General features: G+C 62.4%; 17 protein-coding genes and 1 pseudogene. 5 read left to right on the top strand and 13 right to left on the bottom strand.

Annotated features, from left to right (window positions below):
- Nucleotides 1-135: 135 nt before the first annotated feature.
- Nucleotides 136-2,451, top strand: coding sequence for an FdhF/YdeP family oxidoreductase (locus U5A67_RS35835; protein WP_205986641.1), 2,316 nt, complete (start codon nt 136-138; stop codon nt 2,449-2,451).
- A gap of 148 nt (nt 2,452-2,599) precedes the next feature.
- Here the strand turns inward: U5A67_RS35835 and U5A67_RS35830 are convergent, their stop codons facing one another.
- From U5A67_RS35830 to U5A67_RS35785, 10 genes are all read right to left on the bottom strand, one after another.
- Nucleotides 2,600-4,141, bottom strand: coding sequence for an amino acid permease (locus tag U5A67_RS35830; protein ID WP_321818039.1), 1,542 nt, complete (start codon nt 4,139-4,141; stop codon nt 2,600-2,602).
- 334 nt (nt 4,142-4,475) lie between these two features.
- Nucleotides 4,476-4,958: a hypothetical protein gene (locus U5A67_RS35825; RefSeq protein WP_321818038.1), complete on the bottom strand. Its 483-nt coding sequence runs from the start codon at nt 4,956-4,958 to the stop codon at nt 4,476-4,478.
- Nucleotides 4,955-5,629 carry a M35 family metallo-endopeptidase gene (locus U5A67_RS35820; RefSeq protein WP_321818037.1) on the bottom strand — a complete coding sequence of 225 codons (675 nt, stop codon included), beginning with the start codon at nt 5,627-5,629 and terminating at the stop codon, nt 4,955-4,957. Before U5A67_RS35820 ends, U5A67_RS35825 begins: the two co-directional genes overlap by 4 nt.
- A gap of 63 nt (nt 5,630-5,692) precedes the next feature.
- The gene (locus tag U5A67_RS35815) at nt 5,693-6,217 is read right to left on the bottom strand and encodes a PAAR domain-containing protein (RefSeq protein ID WP_321959795.1); all 525 of its coding nucleotides are present in this window, start codon (nt 6,215-6,217) and stop codon (nt 5,693-5,695) included.
- A gap of 414 nt (nt 6,218-6,631) precedes the next feature.
- Nucleotides 6,632-6,997 carry a response regulator gene (locus tag U5A67_RS35810; protein WP_027820075.1) on the bottom strand — a complete coding sequence of 122 codons (366 nt, stop codon included), beginning with the start codon at nt 6,995-6,997 and terminating at the stop codon, nt 6,632-6,634.
- A 51-nt stretch (nt 6,998-7,048) separates the two neighbouring features.
- Nucleotides 7,049-8,038, bottom strand: coding sequence for a chemotaxis protein CheX (locus U5A67_RS35805; RefSeq protein ID WP_205986631.1), 990 nt, complete (start codon nt 8,036-8,038; stop codon nt 7,049-7,051).
- Nucleotides 8,039-8,110: 72 nt separating this feature from the next.
- Entirely contained in the window at nt 8,111-8,641 is a 531-nt protein-coding gene (locus U5A67_RS35800; RefSeq protein WP_205986630.1) for a hypothetical protein, read from the bottom strand.
- Nucleotides 8,638-9,384 carry a methyl-accepting chemotaxis protein gene (locus U5A67_RS35795; protein WP_321818035.1) on the bottom strand — a complete coding sequence of 249 codons (747 nt, stop codon included), beginning with the start codon at nt 9,382-9,384 and terminating at the stop codon, nt 8,638-8,640. The genes U5A67_RS35800 and U5A67_RS35795 overlap by 4 nt, the downstream gene beginning before the upstream one ends.
- Before the next feature lie 17 nt (nt 9,385-9,401).
- Nucleotides 9,402-11,753 carry an ATP-binding protein gene (locus tag U5A67_RS35790; protein ID WP_321818034.1) on the bottom strand — a complete coding sequence of 784 codons (2,352 nt, stop codon included), beginning with the start codon at nt 11,751-11,753 and terminating at the stop codon, nt 9,402-9,404.
- Between the two features lie 180 nt (nt 11,754-11,933).
- The gene (locus U5A67_RS35785; protein ID WP_321818033.1) at nt 11,934-12,449 is read right to left on the bottom strand and encodes an N-acetyltransferase; all 516 of its coding nucleotides are present in this window, start codon (nt 12,447-12,449) and stop codon (nt 11,934-11,936) included.
- A 148-nt stretch (nt 12,450-12,597) separates the two neighbouring features.
- Here U5A67_RS35785 and U5A67_RS35780 point away from each other — a divergent pair.
- A pseudogene (locus U5A67_RS35780) lies at nt 12,598-13,427 on the top strand (AraC family transcriptional regulator).
- A gap of 8 nt (nt 13,428-13,435) precedes the next feature.
- Here U5A67_RS35780 and U5A67_RS35775 read toward each other — a convergent pair.
- Both U5A67_RS35775 and metE read right to left on the bottom strand, forming a co-directional pair.
- Complete coding sequence (locus U5A67_RS35775) at nt 13,436-14,023, bottom strand: LysE family translocator (protein WP_321818031.1); 588 nt, start codon at nt 14,021-14,023, stop codon at nt 13,436-13,438.
- Nucleotides 14,024-14,149: 126 nt separating this feature from the next.
- Nucleotides 14,150-16,453, bottom strand: a complete 2,304-nt coding sequence (gene metE, locus U5A67_RS35770; RefSeq protein ID WP_321818030.1) for a 5-methyltetrahydropteroyltriglutamate--homocysteine S-methyltransferase — start codon at nt 16,451-16,453, stop codon at nt 14,150-14,152.
- A gap of 143 nt (nt 16,454-16,596) precedes the next feature.
- On the opposite strand from metE, the gene U5A67_RS35765 reads away from it, so the two are divergent.
- Both U5A67_RS35765 and cobF read left to right on the top strand, forming a co-directional pair.
- The gene (locus U5A67_RS35765; RefSeq protein ID WP_321818029.1) at nt 16,597-17,538 is read left to right on the top strand and encodes a LysR family transcriptional regulator; all 942 of its coding nucleotides are present in this window, start codon (nt 16,597-16,599) and stop codon (nt 17,536-17,538) included.
- Nucleotides 17,535-18,305 carry a precorrin-6A synthase (deacetylating) gene (cobF, locus tag U5A67_RS35760; protein ID WP_321818028.1) on the top strand — a complete coding sequence of 257 codons (771 nt, stop codon included), beginning with the start codon at nt 17,535-17,537 and terminating at the stop codon, nt 18,303-18,305. Before U5A67_RS35765 ends, cobF begins: the two co-directional genes overlap by 4 nt.
- A 13-nt stretch (nt 18,306-18,318) precedes the next feature.
- Here cobF and U5A67_RS35755 read toward each other — a convergent pair whose 3' ends face one another.
- Nucleotides 18,319-19,230 (bottom strand): DMT family transporter, encoded by a 912-nt coding sequence (locus tag U5A67_RS35755; RefSeq protein ID WP_321818027.1) that lies wholly within the window; start codon nt 19,228-19,230, stop codon nt 18,319-18,321.
- 101 nt (nt 19,231-19,331) lie between these two features.
- Between U5A67_RS35755 and U5A67_RS35750 the strand changes: the two genes are divergently transcribed.
- The gene (locus U5A67_RS35750; RefSeq protein WP_321818026.1) at nt 19,332-20,267 is read left to right on the top strand and encodes a LysR family transcriptional regulator; all 936 of its coding nucleotides are present in this window, start codon (nt 19,332-19,334) and stop codon (nt 20,265-20,267) included.
- Nucleotides 20,268-20,272 lie beyond the last annotated feature (5 nt).

The following is a 20,272-nucleotide window of genomic DNA, read 5'->3' as shown; positions in this document are numbered from 1 at the left end:
GATCCCGAGAGTCTATGTCAAATCGTCGCAACTGTATCCCTTGCTTTTCCGATTTTCTGTGATCACCAGGTACACGGGAACACAGTAGTCTCGACACATCGGGCAGTCCGCCCAAACGAATCCGAAGCCAGCGCAATGAAGAAGCCTGAAGCCCGCATCGAGCCGTACCATCACCCCGCCGCCGGTTGGGGCGCCCTGAAACAGGTCGCGATCAATCTCATCAAGGAAAAGGTTTCAGGCGGAAACTACCGCACGCTGCTCAAGCAGAACCAGCCCGACGGCTTCGACTGCCCCGGCTGCGCGTGGCCCGACCGCGAACACGCCTCGACCTTCGAATTCTGCGAAAACGGCGTGAAGGCCGTGGCGGCGGAAGCCACCAGCAAGCGCGTGACGCCGGCGTTCTTCGAAGCGCACACGGTCACCGACCTGATGGCGCAATCGGATTACGAACTGGAACAGCACGGCCGCCTCACCGACCCGATGGTCTACGACGCGAAGCGCGACCGCTACGTGCCAATCGAATGGGACGACGCGTTCGAACTGATCGCGAAGCACCTCAAGGCGCTCGACGATCCCAACCGCGCCGCCTTCTACACCTCGGGCCGCGCGAGCAACGAAGCCGCGTTCCTGTATCAGTTGTTCGTGCGCATGTACGGCACCAACAACTTCCCCGACTGCTCGAACATGTGCCACGAAGCCACCAGCCGCGGCCTGCCGGGCACGGTCGGCATCGGCAAGGGCACGGTTACGCTCGACGACTTCGAACACGCGGATACGCTGCTGATCTTCGGCCAGAACCCGGCCACCAACCACCCGCGCATGCTGGGCGAGTTGCGCGATTGCGCCAAGCGCGGCGCGACCATCGTGTCGATCAACCCGCTCAAGGAACGCGGTCTGGAGCGCTTCGCGAGCCCGCAGCACACGCTCGACATGCTCTCGCCCAAAGGCGTGCAGATCAGCTCGGTGTTCATCCGCCCGCGCATCGGCGGCGACTTCGCGCTGATCAAGGGCGTGGCCAAGCGCACGCTCGAACTCGACGATCAGGCGGTGGCGCAAGGCACGGAACGCATTCTCGACGTCGATTTCATCGCCCAGCATTCGGTTGGCTTCGAGGCCTTCGCCGCCGATCTGCGCGCGGAATCGTGGGACACGATCGTCGCCGAAGCTGGCGTGCCGATCGAAGAAGTGCTCAAGCTCGCCGATATCTACGTGAAGGGCAAAGCCGTCATTTCGACGTGGGGCATGGGCATCACGCAGCACAAGAATTCGGTCGCGACGATCCAGCTGCTGTCGAACCTGATGATGATGCGCGGCAATATCGGCCGTCGCGGCGCGGGCCTGTGCCCGGTGCGCGGCCACTCGAACGTGCAGGGCGACCGCACCGTCGGCATCGAAGAAAAGCCGACCCAGGCGTTCCTCGACCGTCTCGGCAAGGCCTACGATTTCGAGCCGCCGCGCGAGCACGGCTACGACGTGGTCGAATCGATTCACGCGATGCTCGAAGGCCACGTGAAGGTGTTTATCGGCCTGGGCGGCAACTTCGCCAGCGCCACGCCCGACACGCCGCGCACCTATGACGCGATGCGTTCGTGCGCGCTCACCGTGCACGTGACCACCAAGCTCAACCGCAGCCATCTGGTGCACGGCGTCGACGCGCTGATCCTGCCGACGCTCGGCCGCACCGAAATCGACCTGCAGAACGGCGTGTCGCAAGGCGTGACCGTCGAGGATTCGATGAGCATGGTGCACATTTCGTACGGCATGAACCGGCCGGCGTCGCAGAATCTGCTGTCGGAAATCGCGATTGTCGCGCGCATGGCGCACGCGACGCTCGGCAGCGACAAGGTCGACTGGCGCGATCTGGCCGGCGACTACGCGAAGATTCGCGATGGCATCGAACAGGTGTTCGACGGCTTCCAGGACTACAACGAGCGCATCAAGAAGCCGGGCGGCTTCCACCTGGGCGTCGCCTCGCGCGACCGCGTGTGGAAAACGCCGAGCGGCAAGGCGCAGTTCGTGGTCCACGCGATCGCACTCGACACGCCGATCCATCGCGCGCGCGCCGAACACGGCCAGCACCTGATGACGCTGATGACGACGCGCTCGCACGATCAGTACAACACGACGATTTACGGCCTCGACGACCGCTATCGCGGCGTGTACGGCCAGCGCCGCGTGCTGTTCGCGAATCGCGACGATCTGGCGATGCTCGGCTTCGAGGCGGGCCAGCATGTGGATATCACGAGCGTCTGGGACGACGGCGTGGAGCGTTTCGTGGAAGACTTCCTGCTGGTGGAATACGACATTCCGCGCGGCTGCCTGGGCGCGTACTATCCGGAAACGAATCCGCTCGTGCCGCTTTCGTCGATCGCCGATGGCGCGGGTACGCCGACGTCGAAGTCGATTCCAGTGCTGCTCTCGCCTTCGAAGGCGGTGGCGAAGGCGGCTTGAAGCTGTTTGAAGCTGCCTGAATCTGGCGATAGATAGCGCAGTTTGAGCGCGCCAGATGTGAAAAAAGCCATTCCGGTTGCGCCGGAATGGCTTTTGTTTTTTGCGGGCGGGTTTCAAGGCGTTCGCGCACGAACGCCTTTTTGAACGCTTACGCCTTCTCACCCGCCTTCACAGCAACACGCTCGTCGCGCGTTGCCTGCCCCATCGTCGGGCTGATTTCCATCTCGTGGTAGCCGATGAAGCGGCTGCCCTTCACGAGGCGATAACCCAGCCACATCACCGCAAACAGCGGAATGCCGATATACGTCGCCAGCACGCTCGCCCAGTCGATCTTGTTCGACGTGAACGCCTGATAGTCCTGCCCGAGCATGATGACGAGGCAGACCACGAACGCGAAGATCGGGCCAATCGGGAACCACTTCGAGCGATACGGCAGTTGCTCGAACGACAGGCCCTGCGCGACGAAACCCTTGCGGAAACGGTAGTGGCTCACGGCAATGCCCAGCCACGCGATAAAGCCCGTCATGCCCGACGTGTTGAGCAGCCACATATACACGGTCTTGTCGCCGTACATCGACGACAGGAAGCACAGTGCGCCCACCGCCGTGGTCGCGTAAAGCGCGTTGCGCGGCACGCCGCTCGACGACAGCTTGCCGAAGATGCGGGGCGCACGGCCCTCGATGGCGAGGTTGTAGAGCATACGCGTCGACGCGTACATGCCCGAGTTGCCCGCCGACAGCACCGCCGTCAGGATCACCGCATTCATGACGCCCGCCGACAGCGCGAGGCCCGCACGGCGGAACACCAGCGTAAACGGACTCACGCCGATATCGGTCACGTCCGACTTCAGCAGATTCGGATCGGTGTGCGGAATCAGCAGACCGATGACGATAATCGCCAGCACGTAGAACAGCAGAATGCGCCAGAACACCTGACGCACCGCGCGCGGAATCGTCTTGCCGGGGTTTTCCGATTCACCGGCCGCGACGCCGATCAGTTCCGTGCCCTGGAACGAAAAGCCCGCGATCATGGTGACGCCCAGCAGCGCCGGCAGGCCGCCCACGAACGGGCCGCCTTCGGTGGTGAAATTGCCCCAGACGTGATCCGCGCCGCCCTTCATCACGCCGAGAATCATGAACAGACCCACGCCGATGAAAGCCACGACCGTCACGACCTTGATCAACGAGAACCAGTATTCCGCTTCGCCGAAGCCGCGCACCGAAAGCGCATTGAGCAGGAACATGATGGTGAGGAAGCCCGCGCTCCACCAGACGCCTGGCACGTGCGGGAACCAGTAGCCCATCACGAGCTGCGAGGCCACGAGTTCGACCGCGATGGTCACGGCCCAGTTGTACCAATAGTTCCAGCCAAGCGCGAAGCCGAAGCCTTCATCGACGAATTTCGCGCCGTAGGTTGCGAACGAGCCGGAGACCGGCATGAACGCCGCCATCTCGCCGAGACTGGTCATCAGGAAATAGACCATCAGGCCGATGACCAGGTACGCGGCCAGCGCGCCGCCGGGGCCCGCCTGCGAGATGGACGCGCCCGAGGCGACGAACAGCCCCGTGCCGATCGATCCACCGATCGCGATCATGGTCAGGTGACGGGCCTTGAGGCTGCGTTGCAACGAGGGCTGCTCGTTTCCGGGGCTGGATGAGCTCCCTGAAACGCGATGCGGTTCCGAATCCATATAACTCTGTTTCTTTCTGGCTAGTGTGACTGGGTGTTCCTGGCCTTGTCTCGTGAGGCCGGCCGGACGGCCCGGGGCGCGGTCATCCCGTTAAACGGGTGCCCGTTCCATTCTTTACGGATGGCTGACAAAAACCGGTGGCGAAGTCGCCGCCTGAAACGGGGCTGGACCCCGCAATTTGACGCAACGCCCGACGGGCGTGCCTACCCATTGATCGACCGAATGGACTGCTCGCCCTCAAAGGCGCAACCCGTCATTTTATCGCAGTGGCGCCTGGGGAGGGGAAGGGACGGATCGAAGTGCTTGCCGCAGCACATTGCGCCGATCTTCCCACCTAGCGGACGACCCGACTCTTCGGCGTCACACGCGGATCGTCACAAAGCCGCTCGCAACCGCCTTTGCATACGGGAACCAGTTCGATCGCGATCTGATGAAGATCTAAGGAGCCGTCTTCGTTCTTCACCATTTGATCCGTGAGCGTCTTGGGCTCGATCAGGACGTTTTGCGGTTTGATGCCCAACTGAACCAGATAGGCGCTAACGACTGCGCCGCGCTCAGTTTTCAGCTTCTCGATGTTCTGCTCTCTAACGTAAGCGCCCGCGATCACTACGGCTTGAATATCAACGTCGGGCCACTTTTTCGCTTCGACAACAATATTGGCAATCGATAAGCGGGCATCGTTCGTCAGGAAGGTGGAATTGAGAGGCAGGCGTGTCTCCATTGACTCGCCGATCGTACACGCGATAGACGATGCGCCGATCGACAATGCCGAAATGGCGATTGCAAGCGATATGGTGGAGCGAATTTTTCTTTTCATCGTGCGACGGTTTTATCGAAGGTTGCGATATATCCCGCAATGCTATCGGCGTTACGGATTGCCTTGTCGGCATTGCTTATCGCAAATGCGTACATGCCGCTCTCGGTGTTGCCATACATAATATCGTCCGAGTTGAAGGTGTCCGTGTAGTGAGTGCACTCGTGAATGATCGTCTTCACCTTCGCGCTGTGCCACAACTCGCCGTTCGAGTCCGAGCAAAAAGCGCTGTAAATAGCGATTACGCGCTTTTCAGAATCGGGTTTGCATACGCCAGCGCGGTTCTGACCGCTATCAGGAACAAGAGAACACGTTAAACTCCTGTTCATCGAATCGTCCCAACGAACAATCTTCTCAGGCACAAGCTCCTGAAGAGCCGCCAGCAATCGCGGCAGATTTCTCACCAGTGTGCTTCTGATTTCCTCATCGGCACGTCCAAAATACGTTGTCGCGCGTTTCCGCTCCTGAATATCCCACCTTGTGACCGCAGTGATTCGGTCTTTGACCAGCACAACGGCGGCATCCCGCACCTTCATTATCGTTTGTCGAAACTCCTGATTCGTCATGTTCGGACATATGGGTGCAGTGTTGATCGTGACTCGAACGAGAGAATCAGGATTCGTATTCGTCACCGCCGTATCGTGAACTGTTTCCCACTCAGATTGATCCGTCACGCTCCCCTCCACGTAAATTTAGAACCTGGACGCCGTGCGCTAACAAGGCGCGGATATTCCCCGCTAACGGATGATGTCAAGCCGCAAACCTCGCACATCGCTAGTCTTGATGCGTTGCGTGCGACCTTGCGGATCGGTTGTTCCGCTGACCAGAATCTGAGATCCCGCGAGAATGCGATAGCGAACACCGCGCATGGGCTCGCCGCTCTGATTCAGAAGCTCGAATTGCTCGTCGTATCGTTCAAGCGCAAACTCACTTGCGGGCGACGAGTCGTTAGAGGAACCGGCGGTCCATTCGTCAGCCTCAAAACAATGCCAGGCGAGATCTTGCGAAGCGATGCAAGTCGGCGGCGGGCTACATTTGCAGGCACATTCATCGCCGTCTAGCGCCTGCTGCCGTCCATTCATGGTTGATGTTTGATGAGGCCCCACCCAAGCAACAACGCCTTCAGAATTACACGCCGGACACCAGATGCGCGCACCAATAAAAGCTACAGGTTTGCCACAAACTGTGCGGTTTCCAATGCCCTCCTGCACTGTGCCGCCCGCCGTGGTGCGATCCCCCTCTCTCAATAATGCGCGCCTCATTTCCGAAGCTCGCAGCGACAATCCGTGATCTCGAACATTTTTCCTTCTCCCTTAATTGCTCAAAATCTGGGCCCGCGCGAACCCAGAACCCAGAGCAGGCCGAACGCCGCCCTGATTGGCAATAATCCGCAAATCGGAATCAGGAAGTATCAGTACGATCCGAAAAATCGAAATTCAGGCTGGTAGGCTTATGAAAATGCGCCGAATTTGATCAGCAATAAATAGCGGACAAGATCTCGAAATATTTGAATGGCTATCTTTTCACAGCACAAAGTCAACGATTCGCCAGGCCAAACACGTTGACGCAAAAAATAAAAAAGGCCAACCCGATACAAACCGGATCAGCCTTTTCCCATCAGCCTGAAACTCAACCAGACAAACGCCCAGCCGGATCACGCTACTCCAATACCGCGATCAACCCGCCAGCTTGCGGAACGTTTCCAGCACCGCCTCGCCCTTGAACGGCTTGACGATCCAGCCGCGCACACCGGCTGCCTTGCCGCGTTCCTTCATCGCCGGGCTGCTTTCCGTCGTCAGCATGACGACGTTCACGGCCGTGTTCGCCAGTTCGCTGCGAATCTTTTCGACCATCGTGAGGCCGTCCATGTTCGGCATGTTCACGTCGCTCACCACGAGCTTCACGCCCGGGTTCGCTTTCAGTTTCGCGAGGCCGTCCTTGCCGTCCACTGCCGTGTCCACGTCCAGACCGTTCTTGCGCAGAAAGCCCGCCACTTCGTCGCGCACCGTGCTCGAATCGTCCACTACCAGAATCTTTGCCATGTTGTCTCTTTCCTTCGCGCCATGACCGGCGCGCCTCTCAAAATCGGTTCGTCAAAACAGTTCGAGTTCGCCGCTCGCCTGCTCCACTTCGGCGGCGGCCGCGGCTTGTGCCGCCGTCTCGTCGAAACCCTCGCGCGACCAGCCCAGGCTGAACACGAAACGCTGGTCGATCACCACCTCGCGGCCCGTCGTCGGGCACGTAAGGCGATATTTGATGCAAAGCTGCGGATTGTCCGAGCCAAACGACAGGTAACGCCGCCGATGGTTGATGAGCAGCGGCACCTGCACCTGCGCGCGGCCCGCACCGGCTTCGTCGGTGTTGCTCGCGTTGCCCAGATAACGGTTGCGGAACGCGCCCCACACCAGATTCGTGAGCTCGCCCAGCACGCCGTTGACGTCGCGGAAATCGCTCGCTTCGTCGCGGCCCGCACGGGGCGGCAGCAGTTCGATCAGCGGCATTTCCTCGGTCTGCATCAGCAGCCAGCCGCGGCACCAGGCCGTCTCGATCGGGATCAGCGTCAGCACTTCGCCGAAGATGATGCGGTCGCGCACGACGCTCGGCGCGTCCCAGTTCACTTCGAGGCCCGGAAACAGGCCGCGCAGCCGCCCGAACGTCATATCGGTGATACCGTCGACGAGCGGGTCCGGGTAATCGTGCGAAAACACATGCGCATCGAGCGCTTCGTGCAGCGTGTGCGGCTCGTTCTCGTACCAGCTCGCGCGCGGCACGCGGCGCAGCGCTTCTGGCAAGGCGTCATCGCCCTCTTCACGCGCGGCGCGGCGCAGCACGATCGGCAATTCGGGGCGCTCGACTTCCAGCGCAACCGCCACGGCCGCCGCCGCTTCGGACGAGCCGCCGAAGTCTTCGCCAAGCAGCACGCCGCCTAGGTCGTAATGCGTCTGCAGCGCGGCCGCCAGCGCGTCGCGGCGCACCGGCACGCACGCGAGTTGCCGCGCAGCGCCAAACGCTTCGAGCGCTTCGACGCGCGCCGGATCGTTCTCCAGCAGCAGAATCTTGCTGACTGGCTTATTCGTGTTCATGCGTTGCTTCCCTGCGTCTGCAATGACTAACGTGCTTTCAGTTTGCTACGGACTTCCAATCAATTTTCGACTTCAGAACAATTCGAGTTCGCCCGCGCTTTCATGTTCGCCCACGAGTTCCACCGCGATGAAATCGAGCGGCACATGCGTGCAGATGCACAGCGTCGCGCCCAGCCGCACGCGGCCATCGAGCGTCAGCGCATACGACTTCACGCTGTCCGGCTTCAGTTCACGCAGATACGGCAGGCATTGACTGCCGAGCGAATACGGCGTGGACATGCCCAGATCGGGGAAATGCTCGACCAGTTGCTGGTTCATCGATCCGCAACACAGGTTGCCGAATTCCATGAACGTGTCCACCACGGAACGCTGGTTTTCGCCCGCGTAGTAATCGCGCGTGGCGTCGTCGTCTTTCACGTGCAGCAACAGCAACAGGCGAAACTGCATCGACGAAATCGTCAGCACCACCACATGCTCGCCCTGCGCCACCTCGTTCGAAGCCGGCGTGATTTCGCACGCATGCTGCGGATCGGTCACAAGACGCGTGCGCGCCGCGCCGAAAAAGATGCGCTCGAAGCTGTCCTGCGCATGCGTGCCGATCATGCGTGCGCCTCGGCGCGCGCGCTTTCGAGTTCCGCTCGCAGTTGCTGCGAAAGCGATTCCACGCTCGCCAGCGAAGCCGCGATCATCTTGCCGCCCGCCTGAATGTCCTGGAACGTCGCGGTCGTGATCAGGTCGTTGCGATGCAGGCTGTCGCGATAGCTCTTCGACAATTCCTGCGAGCGCGTCGCCAGCGTGCGCACTTCGCCCGCCACGATCGAAAACCCACGCCCCGCCGCGCCTGCGCGAGCCGCTTCGATCGACGCGTTGAGCGACACGATCAGCACATGGCTCACGATCGACGACAGCTCCTGATTCTTCTGGTGCATGTCGTGGTTCTGCGACATCAGCGAAATCATCTGCTCGTGCCAGCGCTCGAACGTCACCGACATCTGCTTGAGGCGCGCCGCCTCGCTCGCGATGCGCTCGATTCGATGCAAAGCGTCGGTGTTGCGTGCGCGTTCGGCGGCCAGCGCCGCTTCCATGGCGTCGGCGACCATACGACGTTGCGCGAGATCCGCGCGCAGCGAATCGATCTGCGACAACAGGTCTTCATGCTCGTGCGCCGCGCTTTCCTGCGCGTCCTGCAGGCGCGATTCCACCTGCGCGAGCGCCGCGGCGTGCGCGTCCTGCAAGACGAGTGCAGCCTCGTTCGCCAGGCTGCGCGTACGCAACCGCAGCACCGCCGCGCAGAGCGCCGCCAGCACGATGCCGGCGAGCGCGCCAATCAAATACGGAAACACCACGAATCCCCCGCTTAGCGCTATGCCAGCGCTTCCTCTTGCACGGCCGCGCGTGCAGGCGCCGCGGCGACTGCCCAGGTCTGCGGCAGATAGACGATCGTTTCGAAGTGCCGATAATCGGCGCCTTCGTGCTCGTCGGTGAAATGCAGCTCGATACGGCCGCCTTCGCGTTCGAGGAAGTCGCGCACGGCATCCATGCCCACGCCACGGCCCGATACTTCGGTCACGCTATGCGCCGTCGAGAAACCCGCGCGGAAGATAAAGGCCGCTACCGCAGCGTCGCTGATCGATTCATCGGCGTTCAGCCAGCCGCGTTCTGCCGCGATGCCGCGAATACGCGCAAGCGCGAGACCCCGGCCGTCGTCGGCCAGTGCAAGACGCAGCGCGTCTTCGGTCATCGTCAGCTTGATGTCGATATGTCCGGCCTCGTCCTTGCCTTGCGCGCGGCGCTGCGCCGGCATTTCGATGCCGTGATCGAGCGAGTTGCGCAGCAGGTGCGTGAACACATCGCTGACCGTGCCGGCCGCTTCGCCACGCAGACGATAACCGCCATCGTCGATACGCACGACCGGCGCAATCTTGTCGAGCTCCACCGCCAGCGAAGGCAGCGAATCGATCACGCCCGCCAGCGCATCCGCGACGGTTTCCGTACCGATGCCGCTCAACACCTTGCGCAATTCCTCGCGCATCGCACGCAGCGAGCCGATATCGTCCAGATCCGCGCCATCCAGCAGGCGCAGGCTCGCGTCGATCTGATCGCGCCCGATGCTCACGCCTTCGTCCTTCAAACGCATGCCGCGGCCCAGGCTCACTTCGTTGAGCGTCGCGTAGTGATCGACCGCTTCGCGCACGCGATGCAGATCGTCGATCAGCGCCTGCTGGTCCCATGCGTGGCTGGTGTCTTCGCGGCGCAGCGCGTCGTAACGCTGCTCGACTTCGTGCACGACGCCCGTGAGATGCTGCAGGCTGTACGTGCGCGCATTGCCCTTGATCGTGTGCATGTTGCGGAACAGCGCGTCGATCGCGCCCATGTCCGCGCAATCGTGCTGGCGAATGATGCGTTCGTTCTCGTGGATGAAACCCGTTGCGCCCTCAACGAAGTGATGGAACTTCTCTTCGCTGACCGCGAGAATTTCGCCGATCATCTGCAGGCGGCGCTTCTGTTCGCCCGCTTCGGCGGCGAGTTCGCGCAGTTCGGTCACATCGCGCACGCAGAGCATCAGGCGCACGACCACATCGTTTTCATCGGTAATGGCCGACCAGCTCAGGTCGAGCACTTTCTTGCGGCCATCGGGCATCGTGCGCGTGACTTCGTTCACCAGCAGATGCTGGTTGAACGCGAAGTTCACATCGTCTTCACCCAGGCACGCATGCACGGCGGCGTCGATCTGCGAGAGCGTGTCGGCGTCCAGTTCCGTGTGCGAGAACACGAGATCCATCAGCGAGCGGCCGGCGATCTCGTTCGATTCGAAGATCGCTTCCAGATATGCCGAGTATTCGTTGTGGATGGTTGCGCCTTCAACGATCGTCAGAATGCCCTGCTGCATGTTCTGCAGCATCGCCTGAATGTCGGCGGTCTTGCGCTTGAGTTGCGCGGAGCTATGCTGGATCTTCTCGATCATGCCGTTGAACGCGACGATCGAATGGCCGATTTCGTCCATGCGGCCCACCGGCACGCGGCGCGTGAAATCCTGATTCGACGCAATCTCGCTCATCTCTTCCTGCATACGCGAGAGCGGGAGCGTGATCTGGCGATACAGCAGCAGGCCGATTGCCGTGAGCAGCACCACAGCGCCGCCCGTCACGCCCGCAATCGCGCTCGTGGTGGTATCGAGCATGCCGTTGAGCGCGTTGATGGCGTCGTCTTTCTGGCGGTTCTTTTCGACACGCATCGTGGTGACGATGCCTTCGAGTTCGTCGCGATACTGCGCCACGTTGGCGAACAGATAGGCCTGCGCCAGCTCGTTCTTGCCGGCCGCCTTCATCTTCGCGGTGTCGTCGATCGCGTTGAAATAATTCGTGATGCTTTCCTGCGCCTGCGCGACCAGACCATCCTGCGCGTGGCTTGCAGCGGCCTGCTTCTGCACGTCGAGCGCGGCGCGCAGCGCGGTTTCCTTCTTCTTCAGATCGTCCTGCGCGAGTTGCGCCGTGGTCGCGTCCGGCGCGTAGACCAGCGTCATCGTCGCCAATTGCACATCCTTGACGAGCGAAACGAGATCGGAAGACGCCAGCGCGCTGGGCACGACGCCCTGCGTAACCTGGTGAACATCGGTGGCACTGCGGCGCGTCTGATAAACCGCGTAGCCGCCGATGGCGGACAGCGCGACGAACATCAAGACGATGAGTAGCGTGATGCGGTGACGAATGGTCATGTCGAAATCCCCGAGCCTGGGTTCGTGCCGGGCGCGCTATCGTTGCGCGCCTCGTGACACTAAGGCCAATTTATTCGAAGTGGATTATCGACTCAGCTGTATGACGAAATGATGAATGTACTTAATTAGTGCGTTAACGCACAGACAGATTCGGTCTATTCACATTCATTGTGCATCGATTCACGCGAGCATCAGCACCATCATTTCTTCGTCGAAATATGTATTCCCAATTCGCATGGCACGCGGTTCACAACCGTAAATCACGAAGCCTAGCGACGAGTACAACGTTTGCGCACGCGGATTTTGCGCTCCGACGCTCAGTTGCACCTGCTCGACGCCGCTCGCTTTCGCGCGCCCAATCGCGCTTTCCACCAGCCGCCGCCCGATGCCCGTGCGACGGTAAGCAGGATCGACGAACACGCCCCAGATGAGTGATTTATGCGCGAATTTCACGCGCTGCTCGCGCCGCCAGCCAGCGATGCCGATCAGCGTTTCGCCATCGAAAGCGCCGAATACGGCCTGCTGATCCGTCTCGCGCACGCGCGCGATGTTTTCTTCGCGAGTCCAGCGCGATTCCTCTTCGTGCGTGGGGACGATGGCAAACGGCGCATCCACGGCCGCATGCAGGCGCATGGCGTGAAAGGCATCGACATCGTGTTCGGTCAGCGTGCGGATCGTGAGCGTGGCGGCGTTCATAGGCAGTGCGCGTCCTGGTCGAAATGAATCGGGCCATCAAGCTATCACGACCGGCGTGTGCGCTCTCTCGTAATCAGTTAGGCGCGCTGCGTTAATATCGAGGCTTCATGCCATGCGTAATTGCAAGGCATCGCTTTCGAGGTTCGCCATGCCGCAATCGATCGACGCCACGCCCAGTTTCTGGCGCGACGACGCCTGCCCTTTATCGAAGTGCGCGCCATCGCCGATGGCCGCAAGGTGCGCTATGGCCGTCACGCGCACAGCACGTTTTCGATCGGCGCGATTTTAGGCGGGCGCAGCACCTATCTGAACGGCGATACGCTCGAACACATTCATGCGGGCGCGATTGTCGTGATCAATCCGCAAATGGTCCACGCCTGCAATCCCGCCGACGATGTGGCGTGGACATACCGCATGTTTCATATCGACGTGGACTGGCTCGCGCGTTTGCAGCACGAACTGGGCTTTGGCGCGCAGGAAGGGTTCAGTCCTTTCGAGCAGACGCTCACGTGGGACGAGGCCTTGTTTGCCGGCTTGAACAGCCTCTATGACGTGCTGGTCGATCCGCACGAAGACGTGGCGCGCAAGGAAAGCGCGGCGCGGCACTATTTCACGCTGCTACAGCAAACGCTCAATCCCGCGCCGGAGCACGCGGCCGTGCGCGCGCCCGATCGCCGTATTACGCGCGCCGCCGAGTTTATCGACGATAACTACACGCGCGCGCTCAAGCTCGAAGAGATTTGCGCGGCGGCTGAGCTTTCGCCTTCATATCTGATTCGCGCGTTTCGCGAGCAATACGGCCTCACGCCGCATGCCTATGTGGTGAACCGGCGCATCGAGTTCAGCCGCGCGCAATTGCGCCGCGGCCATGCCATCGCCGATGTCGCCGCCGAAGCCGGTTTCGCCGATCAGGCGCATTTGCAGCGCGCTTTCAGGCAGTTTGTGGCGGCTACGCCGGGGCAATATCGCGGGATCTAATCGCGACGCTATTCCAGAAGCAGCCAGAAAGCACTCGCCGCCAGCAACAGCGCCATGGCGCGATTCACAAAGCGCACGCGCGAAGGTTCGCGCAGCGCCTGGCGCAGCGAAGCGCCCGCCCACGCCCAGCACGCAATCGACGCGTAGCAAACCACGAAGTAAATCGCCGCGAACTGCCAGACGATCGCTTTATCGCCCGAAGCGGCATACGCGCCCATTCCCGCCACGGAAGCCAGCCACGCCTTGGGATTGAGCCATTGCATCGCGGCGCCTGTAAGCAGTCTGGGGCCGCGCGCGCTGCGATTCGAATCGATACGGCCATCGTCGGTGGCGAGTTTCCACGCGACGTAAAGCAGAAACGCAACGCCCGCGTATTCGATCGCATGTGTTAGCGACGGCCATTGCGCCAGCAGTTCATGCAGACCGAGGCCGATTAAAAGCAGCAGCAACGCAAAGCCCACCGTCGCGCCCGTGACGTGACGCAGGCTCGCGCGCAAACCATAACGTGCGCCCGCGCCCAGCGCGACGATATTCACAGGACCGGGCGTGATGGACGTGGCCAGCGCGAAAGCGGCCATCGAAAGTGCGGTACTCATGATGCTCGTGTTCTCCCCGATACGCCCAACAGCGATGATTCACCGTCGAGCGTACGCAAGGCAAAGGCGAGCGTATTGAAGAAAATTACTGTGGCGCGCTAAAACGCAATCGCGCGCAATCAAACCTTATGCCGCCACCGGCACCGCCGTCTCGTTCGCGTTCGCCGCATAACGCTCGCGCAACACACGCGCGGCGCTCACCATATTGCGCAGCGCCGCTTCGGTTTCCGCCCACGCGCGCGTTTTCAGGCCGCAATCCGGATTCACCCAAAGCCGTGCGGCGGGAATCGTTTCGCAGGCGCGCTCGATCAGGCGCACCATTTCGTCGGTATGCGGCACGCGCGGCGAATGAATGTCGTACACGCCGGGCCCAATTGCATTCGGATACTCGAAATCGCCGAACGCATCGAGCAATTCCATCGCCGAACGTGACGTTTCGATCGTGATCACATCCGCATCCAGCGCGGCAATGGAAGGCAGCACCGCATTGAATTCCGAATAACACATATGCGTGTGAATCTGCGTCGAGTCCGCAACACCGGACGACGCCACACGAAACGCACGCACCGCCCACGCGAAATACGCATCGCTTGCCTCGCGGCGCAGCGGCGCGCCTTCACGAAACGCCGGTTCGTCGATCTGCACGATGCCGATGCCCGCTTTCTCCAGATCGACCGCTTCGTCGCGAATCGCCAGTGCCAGTTGCAGCGCCGTGGTCGCGCGCGGCTGGTCGTCGCGCACGAAAGACCATTGCAGCAGCGTCACCGGGCCGGTCAGCATGCCCTTGAGCGGACGCGTCGTGAGCGATTGCGCGTAGCGGATCGCCTCCACCGTAATCGGCTCGGGACGATACACATCGCCGTAAATCAGCGGCGGCTTCACGCAGCGCGAGCCATAGCTCTGCACCCAGCCGTTTTCCGTGACGGCAAAACCCCACAATTGCTCGGCGAAATATTCGACCATGTCGTTGCGCTCGGCTTCGCCGTGCACGAGCACGTCGAGTCCCAGCGCTTCCTGGCGGCGCACCGAATCCGCAGTCTCCTCGCGCATCCGCTCCAGATAGTCGAGCGCACGCAGTTCGCCGCGACGGTAAGCAGCGCGGGTCTCGCGGATCAACGCCGTCTGCGGGAACGAGCCGATCGTCGTGGTCGGCATGAGCGGCAGACGCAGTGCGGTGCGCTGCAGACGCTCGCGCACCTCGAATGCGCTCTTGCGCTGCGCCATCGCATCCGTCACCGCTGCCGTTCGACGCTGCACCAGCGTATTCACGACCGCCGACGATTGCGCGCGTGCCGCCAGCGCCGCGCTCGCCGCATCGAGTTGCGCCTGCGCGGCGGCGCGATCGGTCAGCGCCAGCGCAACGGCGCTGACTTCCGCGAGCTTTTCTGTGGCAAAGGCGAGCCACGACTTGATCTGCGCACCGAGCTTGCGCTCGCCGTCGAGCGAAACCGGCACGTGCGCCAGCGAGCACGACGGCGCAATCCACAGACGCTCGCCCAATTGCACATGCGTGTCGAGCAACGTATCGGCGATTGCAGCGAGATCGGCGCGCCAGACATTACGACCGTCGATGACGCCTGCCGAAAGAACCTGATCGCCGCGCAGCGCCGCGCGCCATACGTCGAGTTGTTCCGGCGCACGCACCAGATCGACGTGAATACCGTGCACCGGCAGCGCGGCCACGCGCGCCGCATGCTGCGCCGCCGAGCCGAAATACGTGCCGATCAGCAGTTTGACCTCGCTTTCGCCGAGCGCTTCATACGCAGCGCCGAACGCCGCCAGCCAGTCGTCTTCGAGATCGCAGCACAGCGCAGGCTCGTCGATTTGCACCCATTCGATGCCGCGCGCCTTCAGCGCCTCCAGAATGCGCGTGTAACGCACCAGCAAGCGCGGCAGCAACCACAAACGATCGAAACCGGGCACGCGGCTTTTGGCGAGCCACAGCCACGTAATCGGGCCGATCAGCACCGGCTTGACCGCGCGCCCGAGCGCCTGCGCCTCGCCCACTTCTTCGTAAAACCAGTCCACGCCACCGTCAAAACGCGTATCGGCGTCGATCTCCGGCACGATGTAGTGATAGTTCGTGTCGAACCACTTCGTCATTTCCAGCGCCGGTTGCTGCGCGTTGCCGCGTGCGAGCGCGAAGTACTGCGCGAGCGTCAGCGTACGCGGATCGAAGCCGAAGCGCTCCGGCAAGGCGCCCAGCAGCGCGCTCATGCTCAGCATCGGGTCGTACCAGGCGAAGTCGCCCGCACACACGAAGTCCAGACCGGCGTCGCGCTGCATCAGTCCGTGACGCGCACGCAGGCCCGCGCCTACGTCATGAAGGCGGGCTTCGTCGATTTCGCCGCGCCAGAACGCCTCCTGCGCGAACTTCAGTTCGCGCTGCGCGCCGATGCGGGGAAAGCCGGAAATATGAGTGCGTGCCATGGTCGATCGGGTCTGCAAATGTCCTGTTTAGCGGGGCATTGTCGAAGTCGCGCTATCATTCTTCAAGCGACATGTTTTCATCGTTGTATGAGCCAAATTCATATCCAGTTTTTTGTCGGGCCGCCCGGCCCAAGCGAAGCCGCATGATCGAAATCCGTCATTTGCGCTCGCTCGTCGCCATTGCCGATTCGGGCAAGCTCGTGGCCGCCGCCGCGCGCGTGCATTTGAGCCAGTCGGCGCTTTCGCACCAGATCCGCGACATCGAAAGCCATTACGGCGTTTCGCTATTCGAGCGCACGCGTCAGGGGCTGCGCTTTACTGCGGCGGGCGAACGCCTGCTCGCGCTCGCGCGCGAGACGCTGGCCGGCGTGGCCGCCGCCGAGCGCGATCTCGTGCGCCTGAAGGGCGACGCGCGCGGCGAATTGCGCATCGTGCTCGAATGCCATACCTGTTTCGACTGGCTGATGCCGGTGATGGACGAATTCCGCCGCCGCTGGCCCGAGGTCGAGGTCGATCTCGTCGCGGGCTTTCACGCCGATCCCATGCGTCTGATCGCCGAAGGCAAAGCCGATGTGGTGATCGGCTCGAAGCCGCGCGCGCGCCGCGCGCTCACGGTCGCGCCGCTGTTTCGCTTCGAGATTCTCGTGGTGATGGCCAACGAGCATCGGCTGCGCAATCGCCGCAAGCTCAACGCGGACGACCTGCGCGACGAAACGCTCATCACCTATCCCGTGCCGGAATCGCGCATCGACTTGATCCGCGAAGTGCTGGAACCCGCGGGCATCAAGCTGGAGCGCCGCACGGCGGAATTGACCATCGCCATCATGCAGCTGGTGGCAAGCCGCCGGGGCATCGCGGCGCTGCCCAACTGGGGCGTGAAAAGCTATGTCGATCACGATTACGTGCTCGCGCGGCGCGTGGGCGCGAAAGGCCTGTGGAGCGAGCTTTACGCGATCGCCCCCAAAGCCATCGCCACGCGCCCTTATTTCGCCGATTTCGTGACCATCGTGCGCGATATCTGCGCCACACAACTCGACGCTATCGAACTCCTCGCGGACGACTCACTCACCGGAACTACGACGTGAAAAAGATTCTGATCATCGGCATTGGTGCGGGCGACCCGAACTATCTGACCGTACAGGCCATCGAGGCGCTCAACGCCGCCAATGTGTTCTTCGTGATGGACAAGGGCGCAGCAAAAGACAAGCTCGTGGCGCTGCGCAAGGAGATCTGCGCACGCTTCATACGGAATCCTGATTATCGGATCGTGGAAGCCACGAGCCCGGAACGTCGACGTGACGGCGTCGAATACAAGGCCGCCGTCGACGAACTCAATCGCGACAAGCAGCGCGTGTTCGAAGGGCTGATCGAGAACGAACTCGCCGATGGGCAATGCGGCGCGTTTCTGGTCTGGGGCGATCCGTCGCTGTACGACAGCACGATCCGCATTCTGGATGCGATTCTGGCCGAAGGGCGCATGACGTTCGATTTCGAGGTGATTCCGGGCATCAGCAGCGTGCAGGCGCTGGCGGCGAAGCATCGCGTGCCGCTGAACTTTATCGGCAAGCCTGTGAGCATTACGACGGGGCGCAGGCTGGTGGAGAACGGCTTTCCCGACGATGCCGACAGCGCCGTGGTGATGCTCGACGCACAGAACGCCTATACGCAGATTGCCGGCGAGGATCTCGACATTTATTGGGGCGCGTATGTAGGCACGCCCGATGAAATCCTCGTGGCGGGGCCGCTAGACGAGGTGAAAGACGAGATCGCGCGCGTGCGCGCCGAAGCGCGCGAAGCGAACGGCTGGATCATGGATACGTATCTGCTGCGCAAACGCGGCATGCAGGACTAAAGCGCTCGCGCATTCAGGCGCTGGCGGTTTCGCTGAGCGCCGCTGCATCGGTGCGCTTCCATTGCACCGTCGCCGCGACGATCAGCGCGCCGCCCATCCACGCGGCGGCGCTCAACCGTTCGCCCAGCCACACGCAGGCGAACAGCGCGCCAAACGCCGGTTCGCTGCCCATCAGCAAGGCCACGCGCGTCGGGCTGCTGCGGCGCACGGCGTAGTTCTGCACGAAGAACGCGAAGAGCGTGCAGGCCAGCACGAGCCACGCCACGCTCAACCAGAACGCGCCGTGGCCGGCGAATGCGGGTAGCGCCTGCCACTGCTGCGGCGCGAACGCCAGCGCAAGCGCCGTGCTGCCCAACGTCACGCAGCCCGCCTGCACGGCCGTCACGGCAAGCGGATCGAGCGCGGCGTCGCGCATCACGCGCTTGGTCACGCACACGGAAATCGCCCGCAGGAGCGCGGCCAGCAGAATGAGCGCATCGCCGGTATTCGGCACATAGGCGCCGCCGGTCAGCAGCCACGCGCCCGCAAGCGAAGCCGCGACCGCCAGCCACTCGGCGCGCGCGGGACGCCGCCGCAACATCGCCCACTCAACCAGCGGCGTCAGCACGACGCACAGGCTGATCAGAAACGCCGCATTGGATGCGCGCGTCAGCATCACGCCGAAGGTCTCGCACAAAAAGATGCCGAGCAACAGCGCGCCCGCGAGCAGCGCCCCGCCCAACGCACGCCGCGACGCCAGGCGCAGCGTGCGCAATGCAGGCGCGAGCAGCACGAACGTGATGCCAAAGCGCAGCGCCAGCAAGCCCAGCACCGGATAAAACGCCAGCGCGTGCTTGACCACGCCGTAACTCGTGCCCCAAACGAACGCGACGGCCAACAACAGCCAGTCGGCGAGATGCATCAGGCGGGCGAAGCGCGAAAACATGGCAGCGGACCTCATCGATGGCGGGAGCGGCCATTGTCCTGCTTTGCATTCATGGCGATAATCGGCCTGATACGAACATCTTTTATGTCGCCCACGCACAGATGAACCCAACGGACCTGTTCGCCCTGCTACCCGATCTCGCCACCTTTGCGCGCGTGGTCGAGGCCGGCAATTTCTCGGTTGCCGCGCGCCAGTTGGGCAGCACGCCATCGACAGTCAGCCGCCAGATCAAACGGCTGGAAGAGGCGCTGGGCGCGCGTTTGCTGGAACGTTCGACGCGCCAGATCCGCGTGACGGAATCGGGCGAGCAGGTTTATCGGCATTGCCGGGATATGGTCGGCGCGGCGGCGGGCGCCATCGACGCGGCGGGCCAGCTCGCCGCAAAGCCGCAAGGTCGCGTGAGCGTGGCCGCGCCCACGGCTTATGCAAAAACCGTGATTCATCCGCTGATTCCCGGCTTTCTGCGCGAATTCGCCGATGTGGACGTGCAGCTCGTCTTCACCGACCACGAAGCCGATCCCTTGCGCGACAACCTCGATCTCGTGATCCGTCCGACGCACACGCCGCCGCCGGGCCTCGCCGCGCGTCAGTTGGGCGCCGTGCGCTGGTTGTTGTGCGCGTCGCCCGCGTATCTGGCCGCGCGCGGCACGCCGCGCGAACCGCGCGAACTGGCGCAACACGATTGCCTATGGCTGGGAGAAACCGCCGACGATCATCGCTGGCGCCTGCGTCGGGGCGCACAAACGCAGACCGTGGAAGTGAAAGGCCGCTATATCGCCAATCACGCGGGCGCGCGCTGCGAAGCGGCGCTGGAAGACTGGGGCATCGCCTGCCTGCCGGAATTCACGGCGGCCGACGCGTTGCGCGACGGCCGTCTCGTGCAGGTGCTGCCCGAGTGGATTTTCGAGGCGCGCGCCTATCGGGGACCGGTCTGGCTGCTCTATCCGCCCAACCGTTTTTTGCCGCCCAAGGTGCGCGCGTTTATCGACTATCTTGCGCAACACCTGGGCAACACGACCCCGCCTAACCAAAGCTAAAACTC

The organism is Paraburkholderia sp. J69-1, assembly GCF_905220255.1.
GTDB lineage: Bacteria > Pseudomonadota > Gammaproteobacteria > Burkholderiales > Burkholderiaceae > Paraburkholderia.
The sequence above is the reverse complement of the archived record's forward strand: the minus strand, read 5'-3'. Positions and strand labels throughout refer to the sequence as shown.